Origin of the sequence: Caldinitratiruptor microaerophilus (assembly GCF_025999835.1) — a bacterium.
Lineage (GTDB): Bacteria > Bacillota > Sulfobacillia > Symbiobacteriales > ZC4RG38 > Caldinitratiruptor > Caldinitratiruptor microaerophilus.
Genome location: NZ_AP025628.1, coordinates 79,972 through 97,911 on the forward strand (window position 1 = coordinate 79,972; position 17,940 = coordinate 97,911).

Annotated in this window: 15 protein-coding genes, 1 pseudogene and 1 riboswitch; of the genes and pseudogenes, 10 read left to right on the forward strand and 6 right to left on the reverse strand. The window is 68.8% G+C overall.

Features of this window, described 5'->3' with window-relative positions:
* Position 1: 1 nt before the first annotated feature.
* Genes caldi_RS00405 through caldi_RS00415 form a run of 3 tightly spaced genes read right to left on the reverse strand, consistent with a single transcriptional unit; the run spans position 2 to position 3,168 of the window.
* Positions 2–1,051, reverse strand: coding sequence for a branched-chain amino acid ABC transporter permease (locus tag caldi_RS00405; RefSeq protein WP_264843107.1), 1,050 nt, complete (start codon positions 1,049–1,051; stop codon positions 2–4).
* Between the two features lie 4 nt (positions 1,052–1,055).
* Positions 1,056–1,916, reverse strand: a complete 861-nt coding sequence (locus tag caldi_RS00410; protein ID WP_264843108.1) for a branched-chain amino acid ABC transporter permease — start codon at positions 1,914–1,916, stop codon at positions 1,056–1,058.
* 16 nt (positions 1,917–1,932) lie between these two features.
* A complete protein-coding gene (locus caldi_RS00415; protein WP_264843109.1) occupies positions 1,933–3,168 on the reverse strand; it encodes an ABC transporter substrate-binding protein in 1,236 nt (411 codons plus the stop codon).
* A gap of 354 nt (positions 3,169–3,522) precedes the next feature.
* Between caldi_RS00415 and caldi_RS00420 the strand changes: the two genes are divergently transcribed.
* From caldi_RS00420 to caldi_RS00455, 8 genes and pseudogenes are all read left to right on the forward strand, one after another.
* Complete coding sequence (locus tag caldi_RS00420) at positions 3,523–5,271, forward strand: sigma-54 interaction domain-containing protein (RefSeq protein WP_264843110.1); 1,749 nt, start codon at positions 3,523–3,525, stop codon at positions 5,269–5,271.
* 222 nt (positions 5,272–5,493) lie between these two features.
* Entirely contained in the window at positions 5,494–5,889 is a 396-nt protein-coding gene (locus tag caldi_RS00425; protein ID WP_264843111.1) for a MaoC family dehydratase N-terminal domain-containing protein, read from the forward strand.
* Positions 5,890–5,922: 33 nt separating this feature from the next.
* A pseudogene (locus caldi_RS00430) lies at positions 5,923–6,267 on the forward strand (MaoC/PaaZ C-terminal domain-containing protein); the annotation flags it as partial.
* Positions 6,268–6,330: 63 nt separating this feature from the next.
* Positions 6,331–7,089 carry a beta-ketoacyl-ACP reductase gene (locus caldi_RS00435; protein ID WP_264844700.1) on the forward strand — a complete coding sequence of 253 codons (759 nt, stop codon included), beginning with the start codon at positions 6,331–6,333 and terminating at the stop codon, positions 7,087–7,089.
* Between the two features lie 44 nt (positions 7,090–7,133).
* Entirely contained in the window at positions 7,134–8,315 is a 1,182-nt protein-coding gene (locus caldi_RS00440; RefSeq protein ID WP_319951781.1) for a thiolase family protein, read from the forward strand.
* Positions 8,316–8,342: 27 nt separating this feature from the next.
* Positions 8,343–8,807, forward strand: a complete 465-nt coding sequence (locus caldi_RS00445; RefSeq protein WP_264843112.1) for a DinB family protein — start codon at positions 8,343–8,345, stop codon at positions 8,805–8,807.
* A gap of 56 nt (positions 8,808–8,863) precedes the next feature.
* Positions 8,864–9,664 (forward strand): SDR family oxidoreductase, encoded by an 801-nt coding sequence (locus caldi_RS00450; RefSeq protein WP_264843113.1) that lies wholly within the window; start codon positions 8,864–8,866, stop codon positions 9,662–9,664.
* A 43-nt stretch (positions 9,665–9,707) separates the two neighbouring features.
* Positions 9,708–11,312: a long-chain-fatty-acid--CoA ligase gene (locus caldi_RS00455; RefSeq protein ID WP_264843114.1), complete on the forward strand. Its 1,605-nt coding sequence runs from the start codon at positions 9,708–9,710 to the stop codon at positions 11,310–11,312.
* Positions 11,313–11,393: 81 nt separating this feature from the next.
* Here caldi_RS00455 and caldi_RS00460 read toward each other — a convergent pair whose 3' ends face one another.
* The 3 genes from caldi_RS00460 to caldi_RS00470 all read right to left on the reverse strand — a co-directional run bounded on the left by caldi_RS00460 (position 11,394) and on the right by caldi_RS00470 (position 14,119).
* Entirely contained in the window at positions 11,394–12,260 is an 867-nt protein-coding gene (locus tag caldi_RS00460) for a MetQ/NlpA family ABC transporter substrate-binding protein (RefSeq protein WP_264843115.1), read from the reverse strand.
* A 151-nt stretch (positions 12,261–12,411) separates the two neighbouring features.
* Complete coding sequence (locus caldi_RS00465; RefSeq protein WP_264843116.1) at positions 12,412–13,092, reverse strand: methionine ABC transporter permease; 681 nt, start codon at positions 13,090–13,092, stop codon at positions 12,412–12,414.
* Complete coding sequence (locus caldi_RS00470) at positions 13,085–14,119, reverse strand: methionine ABC transporter ATP-binding protein (protein ID WP_264843117.1); 1,035 nt, start codon at positions 14,117–14,119, stop codon at positions 13,085–13,087. The genes caldi_RS00465 and caldi_RS00470 overlap by 8 nt, the downstream gene beginning before the upstream one ends.
* Positions 14,120–14,246: 127 nt before the next feature.
* Positions 14,247–14,359, reverse strand: a riboswitch (SAM riboswitch).
* Between the two features lie 230 nt (positions 14,360–14,589).
* Here caldi_RS00470 and caldi_RS00475 point away from each other — a divergent pair.
* Both caldi_RS00475 and caldi_RS00480 read left to right on the forward strand, forming a co-directional pair.
* On the forward strand, positions 14,590–16,506 hold the full coding sequence (locus caldi_RS00475; RefSeq protein ID WP_264843118.1) for a sigma 54-interacting transcriptional regulator: 1,917 nt from the start codon (positions 14,590–14,592) through the stop codon (positions 16,504–16,506).
* A gap of 198 nt (positions 16,507–16,704) precedes the next feature.
* Positions 16,705–17,937 carry a CaiB/BaiF CoA transferase family protein gene (locus caldi_RS00480; protein ID WP_264843119.1) on the forward strand — a complete coding sequence of 411 codons (1,233 nt, stop codon included), beginning with the start codon at positions 16,705–16,707 and terminating at the stop codon, positions 17,935–17,937.
* Positions 17,938–17,940: the final 3 nt, after the last annotated feature.

Consider the following 17,940-nt stretch of genomic DNA (forward strand, 5'->3'; position numbering starts at 1 on the left):
GTCACCCCCTCCCTTCCGCCGTCTCCACCGGGCGTTCGGTCGCCATGCCCACAAGGGGGTGTGCGGAAGCACGTGCCCGCCTCCCGAGGTACCCCCAGGCGTCGGCCAGCGCCCCGGCCAGCCCCTTCGGGAAGTACATGACGATCAGGATGAGTATGGGACCGAAGATCAGCATCCGGTACTCCTGCAGGAGCTGCAGGCTCTCCGTCAGGAGCGACACCACCAGGGTCCCCACGAGCGGCCCCGCCACGGTTCCCTGGCCCCCGACGAGCAGGAAGAGCAGGAGGTTGAAGGTGACCCCGAAGTGGCTGACCTCGGGTCCGATGAAGCGGATCTGGGCCGCGTAGAGACCCCCGGCGATGCCGGTCAGGACCGCCGAGATCACGAAGGCGAGCCGCTTTTCCGCCATGACTCGGATCCCGAGCGACTCGGCGAGGACCTCTCCGCTGCGGATCGCCTGAAACGTCCGCCCCACGAGCGAGTGGACGAGCCGGTAGGTGACCATCTGCGTGAGGAGAAAGAAAAGCAGGACGAGGTAATATTGGGCCCGGGGCGACCGGAACGTGATGGGCCCGACCACCGGCAGGGGGATCGGCGACGGGAGCGGGATGCCGATGAGGCCCCGCACACCCTCCGTGAGCGAATCCCACTCCTCGATGACCAGTCCGATGATCACCCCCACGCACAGCGTGAAGATGGCGAAGGTATGACCCCGGGTGCGAAGGGACACCAGCCCGACGGCATAGCCTACCACCCCGGTCAGGAGGGCGGCGGCCGGCAGGGCGACCCAGAAGGACAGGCCCGCCTTGGTCGTCAGCAGCCCCACGGTGTAGGCGCCGATCCCGAAGAGCCCACCCTGGGCGAGGGACAGCTGTCCCGCATAGCCCAGGATCACGTTGAGCCCCTGGGTGGCGATCGCCCAGATGAGGGCCATGCGGATGACCTGCAGGTAGTAGCGGTTCGTGACGGCGTACGGCAGAACCAGGGCTGCGGCCAGGAGGAGGAGGAGGCCCACGTGGCGCCGGTACCGGTTCATGATCGCGCTCGCCATGGCACTACCCCGCCTCCCTCGAGAACAGACCCGCCGGCCGCAGCGAGAGGATGGCGACCAGGAGGAGGAAGGCGACGACGTCCTTGAACTCGGCGGGCAGGAACGTCACGCTCAAGCTTTCCGCCAGACCGAGGATGTAGCCGCCGAGGACCGCTCCGGGGAGGCTACCCATGCCGCCCAGGACGATGATGACGAAAGCCTTGAGGGCCACCATGGCGCCCATGCCCGGGTAGACGAGGAAGATCGGCCCGGCCAGGGCGGCGGCGGCCGCGGCCAGGGCGGTGGCGACTGCGAACGTCACCATCGTGACCGTACCCACGGGAATGCCCACGAGGGCGGCTCCGTCCCGGTCCTGCGCAACGGCCTCGATGGCCGCGCCGAGGCGGGTTCTCTTGAGAAACAGGTACAGCAGCAGCATCAGCACGACCGCGGCGACGACCACGACGAGGCGCTGGCCGGTGATCTGAAGGCCGAGGATGCGCACGGTGGATTCGAAGACCGGGGGCATCCGCCGATAATCCGCGCCCCAGAGGGCCTGGGCGAGCGCTTCCAGGAAGAGCAGGAGTCCGACGGCGGCGATGAGTACGCTCGTCTGCGGGGCGTCACGCATCGGGCGGAAGACGACCCGCTCCACCACGAGCCCCACCAGTGCCATGAGGGCCATGGCGAGGACGAGCGTGACCCAGTAGTTGACCCCGGCGAGGAGGAGGAACAGGACGACGTAGGCGCCGATCATGTAGAGGTGCCCGTGGGCGAAGTTCGGAACCTCCATGATCCCGTAGATGAGGGAGAGGCCCAAGGCCACGAGGCAGTAGATGCTTCCCAGCACGAAGCCGTTCAGCACCTGCTGGGCGAGGATGCCCATCCGGACGATCCCTCCGCTAATAGCTCTCCTGCACCGGGATCGGGATCTGCTGGTCGTACTTCCCATCCTTCACCATGACCCCGATGACCTCGCCCACGATGCCGCCCTTGTCGTTGAGCTTCCGCCAGATGATCGGCACCTTGTCGCGCGGCAACTGTTGGATGGCGTCACTGAAGCTGGCCATGATCTTCTCGACGTCCGTGACGGTACCGGCGCGTTCGAGCGCCTTGGCCACCAGGTACATCGCCTGGTAGTGCTGGGCCTGCTCGTACGTGGGCCTCTTACCGAAGCGGGCCTTGTACTGCTCGACGAACTGCTGGGTGGCGGGGCCCGGATAGCGGTAGAGCGGCATGAGCCCGACGGCGCCGTTGAGCATCTCGATCGGCACGATCTCTTCCATTTCTTCGAACTTCGCCTGGTCCATGACGACGAAGCCGCCCTTGAAGCCTTGCTCCCGGGCGGTCTTGATGACGAGGGCCGTGGGCTGAGACGGACCACCGACGAAGAGCACGTCGGGGTTCGTCGCCAGGGCCTTGGTGACGAACGGCGTGAAGTCGGTCTCCGTGTTGTAGTTGGCCGCGAAGTTCCCCGTCACCGTGCCGCCCAGCGACTCCCACGCCTTGGTGAACACCGCAGTCCAGTCCTTGGCGTACTGGTGCGTACCGGGTACGAGAGCCACCTTCTTGCCGAAAGCCTCCATGACGGCCTTCGAGTACGGCACGGCGTAGGCGTCATACGGGGCCGGGATGCGCAGGGTCAGCTTGTTGCCGCGCTGGGTCACGCGGGGCTCGCTGGTGTACGCCGCGATGATGAACCCATCCTGCTCGTTGAACTCCTGCATGGCGAAGACGCCGCCGCTGTGGGGCGTGAAGATGATGGGCGTCTCATACTGCTCCAGGAGCCGGCGCGCGTTGGTGGCCGTCTCGTTGGGCAGGTACTTGTCATCCAGCGGCACCAGGTTGATGGCATAGCGCTTGCCGCCCACGTTGATGCCGCCACTCTTGTTGATCTCGTCGGCCGCCATCTGCAGTCCGTTCAACGTGTTCTGGCCGTAGATCGCGGCCCCTCCACTCAGGGGACCGGAGTAGCCGATGTTGACCTTGGCCTCTGGCGGTCCCTGCTGCGGCTGGGCTGGCCTGGCCGGCTGGTTCTGGGCCGACGCCGCCGGCGCGCTGCCGGCCTGGGGGGCGGAACCGCCGGCAGCGGGCTGCTGGGAGGGGGTACGGGTACCGCACCCGGCGACGAGGAACAAAACAACCAGCGGGACGAGGCTGCGCTGCCAAAGCCCTCCCGAACGGTGGCCCTCATGGCATTGGGCCTGAACGACTGGCATCCGGTCCGCCTCCTCTCCGTGAAGCCCGGGGCGGGGGAAATCCGGGGGAGAGGGCGAAGGCCAGAGATGCCCCATCTATTTGGCGGATGGAAGCAATTCGGCGAAGATCCTCCTGTCCCCTTCGCCAGAGAAGTCCGAAATCAGTCTGGAAGTCCAAATGGAGACAGACCCAGGATTCGGCTCCCCTGTTGGAGAAATCTCACCCCTGACCGTCTCCGCAGGCCTGGGCGGCGCCAACCCTTTCCTTTGAGGACCCTTTCAGGAGGGACCGCCGTGGCGCTCGCGCATCCGCATGCCGGCCGTACCGGCAGCAAGTTTCTGCTCGCGTTGGAGCGGGCCGGAATCGGCGTCGTGATCCTGCGGGGGGAGCGCATCGTCACAACCGGCGGCGCCCTGCGGACCATCCTGGGGCGCCGGGTCGACCAGTGGCCGGGCTTGCCCATCGAGACGGCCCTGCCGGACGCGGCCCTCCTCGCGGCGCTGCGCTCGGCGGGCGGCGTGGGTCCGACGCTCGTGTCGGTGGGAAGCCGGATGGCACTCGTCGCCGGCGCCGGGGACCAGAACTCCGCAGTCCTGCTGTTCCAACTGGCCCAGATGCCGGGGGCGCAGAGATTCCACGTGGCCGACCCCTGGGTCTTCGAAGAGCTGGAGGCCGTGCTCCGGACCGTGTGCGACGGGGTGCTGGTCACGGACGGACAGGGGACCATCCTGCGTTACACGCCCTCCTGGGGCCAGGCGCCAACGCCGGAGGAGCTCCTGATGATGGGCAAGAGCGTCGCGGAGCTGGAGGCCCGGCGGATCTTCTACCCATCCGCGACCCGACAGGTTCTGGCCACCGGGACCAGCCAGCGGGTCCTCCAGGACACCGCCCCGGGCCGGCGGCTCGAGGTAGTCGGCATCCCCGTCCGGGATGGGAGCAACCGGATCGTGCGGGTCGTGTCGCTCATCCGGGATATCACCGCCGAGGAACAGCTCCGCCGCCGGCTGGCGGAGATCGAGTCGCTCGCGGAGCGCTACCGGCAGGAGCTGGCGCGCCTGCGGAGCGCGCAGGCCGGTGACGGGGAGCTGGTCTTCCGGAGCGAGCGCATGCGCCAGGTGCTGGCGGTCGTCGACCGCGTGGCGGCGACGGACTCCACCGTGCTCATCCTGGGGGAGACGGGGGTCGGGAAGCAGCTGGTCGCGCGCCGCCTGCACCAGGGCAGCAGCAGGCGGGACGGCCCCTTCGTGGTCGTCAACTGTAGCGCCGTGCCGGAAAGCCTCCTCGAGTCCGAGCTGTTCGGCTACGAGGGCGGGGCCTTCACGGGGGCCGGCCGGCACGGGAAGGTCGGCCTGCTCGAACTGGCCCACAAGGGGACGCTTCTCCTCGACGAAGTGGGGGAACTCCCTCTTCACCTTCAGGCAAAGCTCCTGCACGCCCTGCAGGACCGCCGCTTCTTCCGGGTGGGCGGCACCCGGGAGGTGCGGGTGGACGTCCGGATCGTGGCCGCCACCAACCGGGATCTGGAGGAACTGGTCCAGGAGGGCGCCTTCCGTCGTGACCTGTACTATCGTCTGAACGTGGTCCCGGTTTCGATTCCGCCGCTCAGGGAGCGGCCCGAGGACATCCCGGTCCTGGTCGAGCACTTCCTCCGGCGCCACTCGGACCGGTACGGTCGCCACGTCGAGTTCACCCCTGCGGCCATGGAGGCGCTGGTGCGGTACCCGTGGCCGGGCAACGTGCGAGAGCTCGAGAACCTGGTGGAGCGCCTCTTCGTCACGGTTACGGATCCGGTCATCGACGTCGTTCACCTGCCCGACCAGGTACGCGTGCCGGCCCGGCCGCGCCGGGGCAACGTCGAGGTTCACCGCATCGTTCCCCTCCGGGAAGCCGTGGAGGAGCTGGAGACGAAGCTCATCGCCGAGGCGATGGCCCGTTACGGCTCGACGCGGCGGGCCGCCCGGGTGCTGGGGGTCGACCAGTCAACGCTGGTGCGGCGGCTCCAGAAGCTGCATCACCGGCACGACCGGCCGCAGCCGATGTAAGGCTCCATCGCGGCCGATGAGGAACTGCATCGCGGGATGCCCGGCTGCGGTGCCGACCCGGTTCGCGTCCGCCCGGCCCGGGCGCCCTCAGGCACGGGGATGCTCGTGGCATAACCTTTGCTTTCAAGAGCGGGCGTGGGCCCGCAGTGGATTCCGGCTGCGCCGCGCCCGGACCGTGAGGCCGAGTCCCGGCGGCTGGGAAAGAACGGAGGGTGTAGCAACATGTCGGTTGACCGTTCGATGGTCGGACGGGAGCTGGAGCCCGTCCTCGTCGAGGTGGAGCGGGGGGCGATCCGCCGCTTCGCCGAGGCGCTGGGCGACCCGAACCCGGTGTACCGCGAAGGGCGGGTGGCCCCGCCCACGTTTCCTACCACTTTCCGTTTTCCGCTGACCGAGCTCGGCATCGAGCCGTCTCGGGTCCTCCACGGTGAGCAGGAGTTCGAGTACACGCGGCCGCTTCGGGCCGGCGACCGCCTCGTCTGCCGTACCCGGGTGGCGGACGTGTACGAGAGGACCGGACGGCTCGGCCGCATGACGTTCGTCGTGGTCACGACGGAGGGACGCGACGAGAAGGGCGCTCCGGTCTTCACCGCCCGCAGCACGCTGATCGTCCGGTAGGGGGGGCTTGGGGTGTACTTCGAGGACGTCCGGGTGGGCGACCCGCTGCCCACGATCGAGAAGCCTCCGGTCACGAAGGTACAGCTCGTCCAGTACGCCGGTGCATCCGGGGATTTCAATCCCATCCACACGGACGACGAGACCGCCCGCCGGGTGGGCCTGGACGGCGTGATCGCCCACGGCATGCTCAGCATGGGCTTCCTGGGCCAGCTCCTGACCACCTGGGCCGGGCCGGAGAGCGTGCGGCGTCTGAAGGTGCGCTTCCGGGAGATGGTGCGTCCCGGTGACGTGCTGACGCTCCACGGCACCGTGACGGGTGCCCGGCCGGACGGGGCCGGGGGGCTCGTCACCGTCGAGGTCTGGGCAGAGAACCAGCGGGGCGAGCGGGTCACCGTCGGTGAGGCGGAGGTGTTCCTTCCGAGCCGGACCCCTCGCGGAGCCGTGGCCGGGCGCTTTGCCGGCCGGGTCGCGCTGGTGACCGGTGCGGGAAGAGGCATCGGCGCCGCGGTCGCGCGGAAGTTCGCGCTGGAGGGCGCTGCCGTGGTGGTGAGCGACCTCGACCGGGAGCCTGCCGAGGAGGTCGCCGCCGGGATCACGGCGGAAGGGGGGCGGGCACTGGCCATCGCCTGCGACGTGACGGACCGCGCGCAGGTGGAGGCGATGGTGGAGCGCACCCTCGCCGAGTTCGGCCGCCTCGACATTCTCGTCACCTGTGCCGGGATCATCCGCGACAACCTCATCCACAAGATGACGGACGCCGACTGGGACGCGGTGATCGACACCCACCTCAAGGGCACGTTTCTGTGCTGTCAGGCCGCCCAGCGCCACATGGTCCCGCAGCGATACGGCAAGATCGTGGTGCTGTCGTCGACGTCCGCCCTGGGGAACCGCGGCCAGGCGAACTACTCCGCCGCCAAGGCCGGGCTGCAAGGGTTCGCACGGACGCTGGCCATCGAACTCGGACCGTTCAACATCAACGTGAACGCCGTGGCACCGGGCTTCGTCGAGACCCGGATGACCCGGGCGGTGGCCGAGCGGATCGGCGTGGACTACGAGGAACTCAAGCGGCAGGCCGCCGAAGCCACCCCCCTGCGCCGGGTGGGCCAGCCGGAGGACATCGCCAACGTGATCGCCTTTCTTTGCAGCGACGAGGCCAGCTACGTCACGGGCCAGACCATTTACGTTCGCGGCGGTCCGTGAGTGCCTGCGCCCGAGCGCTGTGAACCGGTGAGGAGCCGACAGGGGTGGGAGAACGCGTGGATGAGGCGGTGATCGTCAGCGGGGCCCGGACCGCCGTCGCGCGGGAGAACGGGGCGCTCCGGGACCTCGCCCCGCACCAGTTCGGGGCGCACGTGGTGAAGGCCGCGCTGGCGCGGGCGGGCGTGGACGGCCGCGAGGTGGACGAGGTCCTTTTCGGGAACGTCATGGCCGGGGGCGGCAACATCGCCCGGTTGACGGCGCTCGAGGCCGGCCTGCCGTTCGAGGTGCCGGCCATGACCGTGGACCGGCAGTGCGGGAGCGGTCTTCAGGCCATCTGCACGGCCGCGCAGGGCATCCGGCTCGGGGAGTGGCGGATCGTCATCGCCGGCGGGACGGAGAGCATGACTCGGGCGCCCTACCTTCTCGAGCGCCCGGCGGCGCCGTACTCCCGGGTTCCGCCCCGTTTCGTCCGGCCCCAGCTGTCGCCGGAGTGGATCGGCGACCCGCCGATGGGCATCACGGCGGAGAACGTGGCCGAGCGCTACGGCATCTCCCGGGAGGACCAGGACGCCTTCGCCCTCCGCAGTCAGCAGAACGCCGCCCGAGCCCTGGCCGACGGCCGGTTCGCCGGGCAGATCGTCCCCATTGATGTGCCGGCCGGAAAGGGAGAGACCCGGCGGTTCGAGGTCGACGAGCACCCGCGCCCCGATACGACCATGGAGAAGCTCTCCCGCTTGCCTCCGGCCTTCAAGCCCGGCGGCACCGTCACGGCCGGGAACAGCTCGGGCATCAACGACGGGGCGGCGGCTGTCATCGTGATGTCTTCCCGGGAGGCCGAGCGGCGGGGGCTGCGACCGCTCGGGCGGCTCGTGGGATGGGCCGTGGCAGGGGTCGACCCCAACATCATGGGCATGGGACCCGTCCCGGCGGTGCGCAAGGTGCTCGAGCGCACGGGGCTCGGACTGGATGACCTGGACGTCATCGAGCTGAACGAGGCCTTCGCGGCGCAGGCAGTGGCGTGCATCCGCGAGCTCGGGCTCGACATGGAGCGAGTGAACCCGAACGGCGGAGCGATCGCCCTCGGGCATCCGGTGGGGGCGACCGGGGCGATCCTCACGCTGAAGGCCCTGTACGAGCTGCGCCGTAGCGGCGGGCGGTACGGCCTCGTCACCGCCTGCATCGGCGGCGGCCAGGGGATCGCGGCGATCTTCGAGCGCATCGACTGAGAAACTCGTTGCAAAGAGGTGGAGCCTGTGCGCGCAAGCGACTTCTTTCCGTTCCGCCACCAGATCCGAGAGGGAACACGGATTGCCATCGACGGCCTGACGCCCGAGCAGCTGGAGTGGAAACCGCCGGGCGGGGTCCACTCGATCCTGGGGTGGCTTCGTCATGTCGCCCAGGCGGAGGACTGGTGGGTCCGGCGTGTGATCCTCGGTGAGGCGATGACCCCGAAGCGGAAGGTCGAGGTGCCGGACTTGGAATCCGTCATGGCCTACCTGGAGGAGACCCGGGCCCGGACCAACCGCCTCCTGGAAGAGTGGCCCGCTGAGAAGCTGCAGGAGATCCGGCCCATCCCGCCCGACCACAACGGCCCTCCCATCGAGGAAGCGCCCATTCACTGGATCATCCAGACCGTCTTCAACCACGAGATCCACCACCGGGCCCAGATCCGTCTCTACCGGCGCCTCATGGGAGTGCCCGCGGCGCCCTCCTGGTGACGGGGGGCGCCGCAAAGGGGAAGGACGGCAGCGACGCGGAGGTGGTGGATTGGAACATGGTGCTACCCGAGAACGCATCCCCGCATGTGTGGGAACTTTTCAAACTCACGGGCAAGGTGGCCCTCGTGACCGGGGCCTCTCGGGGCCTGGGGCTCGAGATCGCCGAGGGGCTCGGCGAGGCCGGTGCCCGGGTGGTGATCACGGCCCGGCGGCGGCCAGCCCTGGATGAAGCGTACGAGGCCCTGCGGGCCCGGGGGATCGACTGCCGGGCGTTTCAGGGATCGGTCGCCAGCCCGGACGACGTGGCGGCCCTGGTGCGTCAGGTGCTCGAGTGGTACGGGCGGATCGACATCCTGGTGAACAACGCCGGGCGGACATGGGGCGCGCCGACCCTGGAGATGCCGCTTGACCGGTGGCAGGAAGTCCTGGACACGAACGTGACCGGAACGTTCCTCCTCTCGCAGGCCGTGGCCCGGGAGATGGTCCGGCAGGGCGAGGGCGGCCGGATCATCAACATGGCGTCGGTCGCCGGGCTGCAGGGATCGAACCCCCAGCACCTCTCGGCAGTGGGTTACAGCGCCAGCAAGGCGGCCGTGATCGGGCTCACCCGGACGCTGGCCACCCACCTGGCGCAGTTCGGCATCACCGTGAACGCCATCGCCCCGGGCTTCTTCCCCACCCGGATGAGCGAGGGCGTCCTGGAGAAGGTCGGGGACGAGGTGGCCCGGGGCATTCCCCTCGGGCGAGTGGGCCGGCCCGGCGAGCTGAAGGGCGTCGCCGTGTTCCTGGCCTCGCCTGCGAGTTCCTACATCACCGGTCAGGTCATCGTGGTCGACGGCGGCGCGACCGCCTGGTAGCGTTCCCCCGGACCTACGGTTGCGGAAGGAGGTGGCTCGGACCGTGACGCGTCCGTGGCTGAAGCATTACCCGGAGGGCGTGCGAGCGCACCTGGAGTACCCGCGAGTCCCGCTCTACGCGCTGCTGGACGAGACCGCGGCGCACCACCCGGACCTGACCGCCCTTCGCTTCTACCAGCACCGGCTGACCTACCGCGAACTGGCCGAGCGCGTGAACCGGTTCGCGGCGGCGCTGGCCGGCCTGGGCGTGCGCAAGGGCGACCGGGTGGCACTGATGCTCCCGAACTCGCCGGCCTACGTGATCGGGTACTACGGCACCCTGAAGGCCGGTGGCATCGTGGCCCAGGTCAACCCGCTGTACACCGGCCGGGAGCTGCTCCACATCCTGAACGACTCCGGCGCGGAGACCATCGTCGTCGCCGATGTGCTGTACCCGAAAGTGCAGTCCGTCCAGTCCGGCAGCCCGCTCAAGAACGTGCTGGTCGCCCGCCTCCAGGGCGGGGTCGAGCCGGGTCCGGGAGCCCACTCGATGGAGGCGCTCATCGCCGGTGCGGCACCGCAGGCTCCGGAGGTGGCGGTGGATGCCGGCGACGTCGCCGTCTTGCAGTACACGGGCGGAACCACCGGCGTCTCGAAGGGCGCCATGCTCACGCACTTCAACCTGGTGGCCAACGCCCTGCAGGTGAAGGAGTGGATGGCCGGGCCGGCGGAGCCGGGCCAGGAGCGTATCCTCACGGTCCTGCCCCTCTTCCACGTGTACGGCATGACGGTCTGCATGAACTTCGGGCTGGCCACCGCCTCCGAGCTCATCCTGCTCCCGCGCTTCGAGATCGCCGAGGTCATGAACACGATCCGGGAGACCCGGCCGACGTTCTTCCCCGGCGTCCCCACCATGTACGTGGCCGTGAACAACTTTCCGGACGCCGAGAGCTACGGCGTTTCGTCCATCCGGCGGTGCAACTCCGGCGGCGCCCCGCTGCCGTTCGAGGTCATGCAGGCCTTCGAGCGCCGCTTCGGGTCGGTGCTCTTCGAGGGCTACGGCCTCTCGGAAGCCTCACCGGTCACTCACGCCAACCCGGTGGTCGGGCTGCGCAAGCCGGGCACCATCGGCATCCCGTACCCGGACACGGACGCCGAGATCGTCGACATCGAGACCGGCGAGCGCGTTCTGCCCCCTGGCGAGGTGGGCGAACTCCGCATCCGCGGACCGCAGGTGATGGCCGGGTACTGGAACCGGCCTGACGAGACGGCGAAGGCCCTGCGGAATGGGTGGCTGTACACCGGCGACATCGCAAAGATGGACGAGGACGGGTACTTCACGATCGTCGAACGGAAGAAGGACATGATCATCACGTCCGGCTACAACGTCTTCCCCCGGGAAGTCGAGGAGGTACTGTACGAGCACCCCGCCGTCCTGGAGGCCGCCGTTGCCGGCATCCCCGATCCGTACCGGGGCGAGGCGGTGAAGGCGTACGTCGTGCTGCGCCCCGGGATGCAGGCGACCGAGGAGGAGATCATCGCGTTCTGCCGGGAACGCATCGCCCCGTTCAAGGCACCCCGGGCAGTGGAGTTCCGCGACAGCCTGCCGAAGAGCGCCGTCGGGAAAGTGCTCCGGCGGCTGTTGACGGAGGGTGAGCGGCAGGCGTGAGGTTACCGTCACAGTGCCCAGTGCTACGAGGCCCCTGCCGGATGAACCGGCAGGGGCCTTTCCACGGGCGCCCGGCAGGGCTCAGAATCCCGGTACCACGGCGCCCTGGAAGGTCTCCTCGATGAACTTCCTGATCTGGGGCGAGTGGTACGCCTCGACGACCTTCCGGAACTCGGGCCGGTCCTTCTCCTTCTCCCGCACGGCGATGACGTTCACGTACGGCGAGTTCTGCTCGACGAAGATCGCGTCCTTCCTGGGGTTCAGGCCCGCCTCCATCGCGTAGTTCGTGTTGATCACCGCGGCGTCGACGTCCGGCAGGACCCGGGGCAGCTGGGCGGCGTCGAGCTCCTGGAACCTCAGCCCCTTCGGGTTCTCGACCACGTCCCGGGGGCTCGCCAGGATCCCGGCCTCCGGCTTCAGCTTGATGAGCCCCGCCTGCTGCAGGACCAGCAGCGCCCGGCCGCCGTTGGTCGGGTCGTTCGGGATCGCCACGGTGCCGCCCTGGCGGATCTCGTCGAGCTTCTGGATCTTCCGGGAGTAGACGCCCATCGGGAAGGTCACGGTCCTGGCGATGGAGACCAGGTGGAAGCCCCGCTCCTTGTTCTCGGTGTCGAGGTAGGGCTGGTGCTGGAAGGAGTTCAGGTCCAGGTCGCCGGCCTCCAGGGCCTGGTTCGGGATCTTGTAGTCGGTGAAGACCTTGATGTCCAGGCGGATGCCCTGGGGCTCAAGGAGCTTCGCCACTTCCTTCATGATCTGCTCGTGCGGCCCGGCGGTCACGCCGACCCGGAGCACCACCGGGCTCGTGGCGCCGCCGGCGTCGGACGCACCCGCCACGGGAGCACCGGCGTTCGCCGCGCCGGCGGCGCCGCCCGCGGGCTTCGAGCCGCACCCGGTGAGAAGGGCCAGGGTCGTGAGGGCTACCGCGAAGGAGAGCCAGACTCTGCGCATCGTTGGATACGACCTCCCAGTGCGTGGTGAGGACCCGTGAAGAGGGAGAACCGGTGGGCGCCGGTCCAGGCGCGCGGGCCTGCCGGCCGCCGCGCCGGTGGGGGATGCCGGCCTCCCCCGCCCGCCTCGCGGCGTCCGGATGCAGGGCTCGCTAGCGCCGGTCGAGCGCCCGCACGGTGCGGTCGCCCAGGGCCTGCAGGGCCTGGACGATGACCACCAGCAGGATCACGGTGGCGATCATCACGTCGCCGCGGTACCGGTAGTAGCCGTAGTTGATGGCGAGCTGGCCGAGCCCACCCGCCCCCACGGCGCCGGTGATGGCCGAGTAGGCCACGAGGTTGACGACGAGCACGGTGGCGCTGTGCACGAGTCCCGGCAGGGCCTCCGGGAGCAGCACCTTGCGGACGATCTGCCAGGGGCTGGCGCCCATGACCAGGGCCGCCTGGATGACGCCGGGGTCGACCTCCCGCAGGTTGCCGTCCACGAGGCGGGCGAGGAACGGAGTCGCCGCCACGGTGAGGGAGACGACCGCGGCGGTGGGGCCGATGGTCGTCCCCACGATGAGCCGCGTGAGCGGGATCAGGGCGACCACCAGGATGATGAAGGGTACGGACCGGACGGTGTTCACTACACTACCCAGGAGGCGGGCCAGGCCCGGGGATTCGAGGACGTGGCCCCTGTCGGTCACGGTGAGCAGAACGCCGAGCGGTACCCCGAGGACGACGGCGAACAGGGTGGACAACCCGACCATGTAAAGGGTCTCCAGGACGGCCTTCAAGAGGTCAGGGCCCATCTCGTCCAGGAAGACGGCCAGGCTCCACGGCTCAGGCATGATGCAGCACCTCCACGATGAGTCCCTGATCGGTCAGGAACTCGGTCGCCCGGGCGACGTCCTGCGGCGCTCCCCGCAGCTCCAGGGTGAGGGCGCCGAAGGGGGACTCGCCGATCTGGTCGACCTTCCCCCGCAGCACGTTCGCCTCGACGGCGAAGCGGCGGACCATGCGCGAGATCACGGGTTCGGCGGCCGTGGGGCCCACGAACGTCACGTGCACGTAGCGGCGATCCTCGCCCGCCGGATGGGGCTTGCCGTTCACGGTCACCCACGCTGGTAGCGGGCCGTCACCACGCAGGTCCTCCAGGAAAGCCCGCGTGACGGCGGAGCGGGGGCGGCTGAAGACCTCGAGCACGGGCCCTTCCTCCACGATCCGCCCGCCCTCCATCACCGCGACCCGGTCGCAGACCTGACGGATCACGTCCATCTCGTGGGTGACGAGCACGATGGTCAGCCCCAGCCTCCGGCCCAGGTCCCGGAGGAGCGCCAGGATGGAGCGGGTCGTCTGCGGGTCGAGGGCGGAGGTGGCCTCGTCCGACAGCAGCACGGCCGGGTCGGTGGCCAGCGCCCGGGCGATGGCCACCCGCTGCTTCTGGCCGCCGGAGAGCTGGGATGGATAGGCACCGGCCCGGTCGCCGAGCCCCACCAGGTCCAGCAGTTCGGCCACCCGCCGGCGGATCTGCGCCCGCGGCACCCCGGCGATCTCCAGCGGGAGGGCCACGTTCTCCGCCGCCGTGCGGGAGCGCAGGAGGTTGAAGTGCTGGAAGATCATCCCCAGGCGGCGGCGCTCGGCCCGCAGCGCCGCCCCGCGCAGGTGGGTCACGTCGCGGCCGTCGAGGTAGACGGCTCCCTCATCCGGCTGCTCCAGAAGGGCCATGGTCCGGATCAGCGTGCTCTTGCCGGCTCCGCTCAGGCCGATGATGCCGAACACCTCGCCCTTCCGGACGTGGAGGTTCACGCCGACCAGGGCGGGGACGGTCCCGGCCGGTGTGCGGAAGGACTTGCTGACGTTCTTGAGGACGATCACTGCCGCATCGGCACTCCCTTCCGTGGAGCTGCGGGCGCCGGTGCCCGGCGGTCCCCGCAGCGGCCCCTGCGGGACAAACGAAGAGGCCCTCGCGAGAGCGAGAGCCAACGCAAGCGGGCCTGCGTCACTCTCATCTCTCAGGACCCGTCGGGTCCTGCAGGAATTAGCACCGCCACGCCCTCATGGGCGCCGGTTGCCGGGCGTCATCGGGCCAGTCCCTCAGCCTGCTCTGGATAAGAGTGGGCCGTATCAAGTTCTGGCGGTAACTTTATCAGGCTGTTTCGCTGGACGGCAAGCAGGATGTCGAACCGCTCGAACCCCGGAGGATGGATCTGGAGGTGCCGCCGCGGCCGGGGAGGGCTTTTCTTGTCGTTTCAGGCTGTGGCTCAAGCCGCCCACCGTTTGCCATAAGGCTGTAGAAGGTGCTGTTTTCCACCGTACAGAACTTAAGGAACTCGGTGATCGTACCGATGCGGACGCGCTTGGCCATCTTCGGGCATCCCCTCATCACTGGCCAGTTGCGTGAGGTTGCGGCAGAGTTCGGCCCGGCGCTCGAGGTCAGGCTGGTCGATCAGGTACTCCTGTCGGAGGCCGTGGCCCTGGCGCGACAGTGGGAGGCCGAGTCCGCCGTGGACGTTTTCGTCTCGGGCGGGGCAAACGCAGCTCTGCTGAAACAGTCCGTGACCCTGCCCGTCGTGGCGTTCCGGGTCAACTCTCTTGACCTCTTGGCGGGCATCTCCAGAGCCATGGCCCTTTCGCCGGTGGTGCCGGTGGTCACCTATGGCGAGCCGCTCCACGGCCTTGGGGAGGTCTCCCATCTTTTTCGTGTGCGGGTGCTCGCCCTCGCCTATGCCTCGCGGGACGAACTCCCGAAGCGCCTCGACGAGGCCCGGCGCCTGGGAGCACGCGCCGTGGTCGGGTCGAGCCTCGTTTGCGAGTGCGCGGCCGCCGCCGGCATGCACGGTGTGCTCATCTACTCCCGCGCCTCGTTCAGGGAAGCGATCGCCAACGCCCTGGACCTGGCGGCTGCCCGCCAGCGGGAACTCGAGCGTGCGGAACGCTTCAAGGCCATCCTCGACTTCGCCTACAGCGGCATCGTGGCTACGGACGAGGACGGCCGTATCACAGTATTTAACCCGGTGGCCGAGAAAATCGTGGGCGTATCCGCCCGAGACGCGATGGGGCGCCGCCTCGACGAAGCGGTGGGGCCCGATTGCAGCCTCATCCCCGCCATCCGGGCCCGCCAGACCGAACTGAACCAGGTTCACCGCATCGGCCGCGGTGAGGTATTGGCCAGCCACGTACCCATCGTGGTGGAAGGGCAGGCGAGAGGTTGCGTACTGACCTTTCAGGACGCGGCGGTCATCCAGCGCGGAGCCGAGCGGCTGCGGGGGCAGTCGGAGAGCCGGGGGCTCACGGCACGTTACACCCTCGCAGACGTGGTCGGGGAGAGTCCTGGGATCCGATCGGCGATTGACAAGGCGGCCCGCTACGCGCGGGTCGACTCGACCGTCCTGATCGAGGGGGAAACCGGAACCGGCAAAGAGCTGTTCGCCCAGGGGATCCACAACGCCAGCTGCCGCCAGGACGGTCCCTTTGTCGCCATCAACTGTGCCGCGCTGCCGGAGGCCCTCCTGGAGAGCGAACTCTTCGGTTACGAGGAGGGGGCGTTCACCGGCGCCCGTAAGGGCGGGAAGCCAGGGCTGTTCGAACTGGCCAGCCGTGGAACTATCTTCCTGGACGAGATCGGAGAACTTTCCCCCGGCCTGCAGGCGCGCCTGCTGCGTGTCCTTCAGCAGCGCCAAGTCATGAGGGTGGGCGGCGACCGAGTCATTCCAGTCGACGTTCGCGTGATCGCTGCTACGCACCGAGACCTGCGGGCCGAGGTCACGGCAGGCCGTTTCCGCCGGGACCTCTTCTTCCGGCTCGACGTGCTGCGTCTAACCCTGCCCCCGCTTCGGGAGCGGATCGAGGACGTGCCGCTTCTGGTGGAGACCATCTTGCGTCGTTTCGACCCCGTCCTCGCAACCGAACTCCGCCCGCTCCTCGGCCGTGTCGTGCCGGTGGCGAGGCTGTACACGTGGCCCGGCAACGTGCGGGAGCTGGAAAACGTCGTCGAACGCTTCGCGGTGACCATCCAGGGGAGTTCGTTATCGCCGCGCGAGGCGCTTGTGCGGTTTCTCACGCTGGTGGAGGAGCACATTTCTGGCAGCGGCACAAGCCCGCGCGGCGTATCCGGCCGCCCCGGCACGACTGCTTCGCGTCCGACTTCCCCCGACGACATCCGCCGCATGGTGGCCCTTGCCGGCGGTAATCGGTCAGAGGCTGCCCGCCGCCTGGGTATCAGCCGGACGACGTTGTACCGGAAACTGCGCGAAAGCAAGTAACACCTGTACTGTGACGGGTGGACGTTACACGTAACACACCGGGATCACGGCGCGGCGCCGCGTCTTTCGTTTTGTGGCGGGACCCGGTCTTGGCACAGTTGTTGCTGTATACGGACGAAAGGCATAGCTCCTGTGACGACACCGGGTCGCCCGGGAACCCGTGGTCGTGCGCATTCCGTGGGTCAGGAAGTGATTCGGGTGCCAAGAAGCGATGCGGTCCAGTCGGCCGCCCGGGGTCCGCTCGCCGGCGTGCGCGTTGTCGAACTGGGAGTGCTACTCGCCGGGCCGTTCGTCGGTCGTCTGCTCGGAGACTTCGGCGCGGAGATCATCAAGGTAGAACAGCCTGGCAAGGGAGATCCCCTTCGAGAGTGGGGGCACCACCGGTACAAGGGCCGCACCCTATGGTGGCCGGTGCAGTCCCGGAACAAGAAGTGCATCACGCTGGACCTGCATACCGAGAAAGGCCGAGAACTGCTCAAGCGCTTGGTGGCGGTCTCGGACGTCCTGGTGGAGAATTTTCGCCCCGGTGTGATGGAGGGGTGGGGGCTCGGTTGGGAAGAGCTCTCCAGGATCAACCCGCGTCTGATCATGGCCCGCGTGTCCGGTTACGGCCAGACGGGACCCTACGCGTCTCGTGCGGGCTTCGCGAGCGTCGGCGAGGCGATGGGCGGCCTCCGGTACATCAACGGCTATCCTGGGCAGGCGCCCCCCCGGACGGGCATCTCGCTCGGCGATTCCCTCGCTGCCATGTTTGCCACCCAGGGGATCCTCATGGCTCTGTACTGGCGTGACGCGCTCGGCGGTGGGCGCGGGCAGGTGGTGGATGCCTCCATCATGGAGTCCTGCTTTGCCTTGCTGGAGAGCGCCGTGCCCGAGTACGACCGGCTGGGCGTCATCCGGGAGCCGTCAGGGACCGGCTTGCAGAAGGTGGTCCCGTCGAACCTGTACAGGTCGAGGGACGGCAAGTGGATGGTGATCGCCGCCAACGCCGACAACGTTTTCCGCAGGTTGTGCCAGGCAATCGGCCGCCCGGAACTGGCGGACGACCCGCGTTTCGCCACCCACGCTGCCCGCGGCGAGCACGCGGAGGAGATCGACAGTATCATCGCCGAGTGGGCGGCCGAACGGGACGCAGCGGAGATTGACCGAATCCTCAACGACGCAGGGGTCGTCTGCGGGCCGATCTACACCATCGCGGATATCTTCCGAGACCCGCATTATCGAGCTCGGGAAATGATTATTCAGATGTACGACCCCGACATCGGTCCGTTCGCGGCGCCCGGGATCATCCCGAAGCTCTCCGTGACGCCGGGGGCCGCACTTTGGGCCGGCCCGTCGCGGCTGGGCACCCACAACGAGGAGATCTACTGCGGGCTTCTCGGCCTCTCGAAGGAGGAACTGGCGGAACTCGAGCGGCAGGGGGTGGTGTAGGCC